The following is a 751-nucleotide window of genomic DNA, read 5'->3' as shown; positions in this document are numbered from 1 at the left end:
CAGCCGTCGCCGCATGTGGATTGGTCTGCGGGTGCGGTGGAGTTGTTGACGCGGGCTCGGCAGTGGCCGCAGACGGGTCGTGCGCGGCGGGCGGGTGTGTCGTCGTTCGGCATCAGCGGCACCAACGCGCACGTGATCCTCGAGCACGAGCCGGTGGAGTCTGTGCAGGCTCCGGTGGAATCTACGCAGGTTCCGGCGGGGTCTGCTCAGGTTCGTTTGGCTGCTGGGGAGTTGCCGTGGGTTGTGTCGGGTCGTTCTGAGGGTGCGGTGCGGGCTCAGGCGGCGCGGCTCGCGGCGTTCGTGGCGGGAGACGGGGGTGGTGCGGGGGCGCTGGATGTAGGGGGTGTGGGTCTGGCGCTGGTGTCGTCGCGGTCGGTGTTCGATCACAGTGCTGTGGTCGGTGGCGGGTCGTTGGACGAGTTGCTGGCCGGTGTGGGTGGGGTTGCGCGGGGTGACGGTACTGCCGGTGGTGTGGTGTTTGAGCGTCGTGTGGCTGGTGGTGTGGGTGTGGCGTTCTCGGGTCAGGGGTCGCAGCGTCCGGGGATGGGGCGTGAGCTGTATGGGCGGTTCCCGGTCTTCGCGGGTGCGTTGGACGAGGTGTGTGCGGAGGTTGAAAAGCAGGCTGGGTTGGAGCTGCTTGGGGTGGTCTTCGGTGATGATGCGGGGGTTTTGGAGGGTACGGGGGTTGCTCAGCCTGCGTTGTTCGCGGTCGAGGTGGCGTTGTATCGGCTGGCGGAGTCTTTCGGTGTGC

1 protein-coding gene is annotated in these 751 nt (G+C 67.6%); it reads left to right on the top strand.

What is annotated here, in order from left to right; all coding sequences use genetic code 11:
• Positions 1 to 15: 15 nt before the first annotated feature.
• A partial coding sequence (locus CW362_RS42895; protein WP_338069101.1) for an acyltransferase domain-containing protein occupies positions 16 to 751 on the top strand: 736 nt, incomplete at its 3' end.

The sequence above is a fragment of the Streptomyces populi genome, from assembly GCF_002911015.1.
GTDB lineage: Bacteria > Actinomycetota > Actinomycetes > Streptomycetales > Streptomycetaceae > Streptomyces > Streptomyces populi.
Note: the sequence above shows the minus strand (reverse complement) of the source record. Positions and strands in the feature narration are given on the sequence as shown.